The following is a 983-nucleotide window of genomic DNA, read 5'->3' as shown; positions in this document are numbered from 1 at the left end:
CCAATTGATGCTCGTGGATATCGTAAAGACGACTCTCCGCCCCCCTCGACATTGTTGCGCCCCCCAGAAGTGCACGCCGCTGAACGGATAGCCGTCGCAGTGAATCCCTTCCGGGGTGATTTCCAGCTGCTTGCCGGGTTTGATCTCGATGCGGATCTGATGAATCTGGCACTGCCAGATTTCATCGTGCAGTTCTTCCGGCAGCACGCTTTTGTACACTTCAAAATCGGTGTCGATCAGGCTGCGCATCACCGGCGAAGTAATCACTTCATCGGAGAAGTCCTGAAAGTGCCGCACAACACCGCCCACGTAGGCGTTGTTTTCCTTGGACTGCACGTAGGCGCGATGCTCGAGTTGCTTGAGCTCACGTGTTTTCGGGTTGTATTCAAAGTCGCTGTAACGACGGTAACGCATGCCGGCTTCGGCCTGACCGTAGTAACTGTCTGGCTCCATGTTTTCCCAACTTTTGGTCAGTCTGACGAAGTCGGCAAAATGACCGTAGAGATTGAAGTCACCACCCTGGACGTTGACATATTTGTCGCGCCGTAGCGATTCGCCCACTTCTCTGTTCAAAACGATCATTACCAAATTCTCCGCTACGTTGAGCGGCCTAATCTATTAGGTGGAGAATTTGCGTCCATGAGAAAGAATTTCAGGCATTTAAAGCCCTGTTTGAAATGGTACTTGAAGGCGCTTGAAAACCACTTTTACGTGACAAAAACACGGGTTTTTTCCGGTTTTCGCAGAAAAGACCTCGAAAAAAAACCCCGAGCCAGTCGGGGTTTTCTCATGTTTCTTACACCGGATCGTTCATCAGAAGATGTTGATCGGGTAATCCACGAATACACGCAACTCGTTGCCGCTGACGTTGTACTCGCTGGATTTCTGCGACACGCGCAGGATCGAGCTGCGCAATTTCACGCTCAAGTCTTTCGCCGGACCACTTTGTACGACGTATTTGACCTGGTTGAAAATCTCGCGCT

The 983-nt window shown here is 51.0% G+C and carries 1 protein-coding gene and 1 pseudogene; both read right to left on the bottom strand.

Features of this window, described 5'->3' with window-relative positions:
• A pseudogene (locus tag HT737_RS30150) lies at window positions 1–582 on the bottom strand (2OG-Fe dioxygenase family protein); the annotation flags it as partial.
• A 231-nt stretch (window positions 583–813) separates the two neighbouring features.
• Window positions 814–983, bottom strand: a 170-nt coding sequence (locus HT737_RS30145) for an OprD family outer membrane porin (RefSeq protein ID WP_182404645.1), incomplete at its 5' end; no start/stop codon positions are given.

Origin of the sequence: Pseudomonas sp. MD195_PC81_125 (genome assembly GCF_014060985.1) — a bacterium.
GTDB classification, from domain to species: Bacteria; Pseudomonadota; Gammaproteobacteria; order Pseudomonadales; family Pseudomonadaceae; genus Aquipseudomonas; species Aquipseudomonas parakoreensis.
Note: the sequence above shows the minus strand (reverse complement) of the source record. Positions and strands in the feature narration are given on the sequence as shown.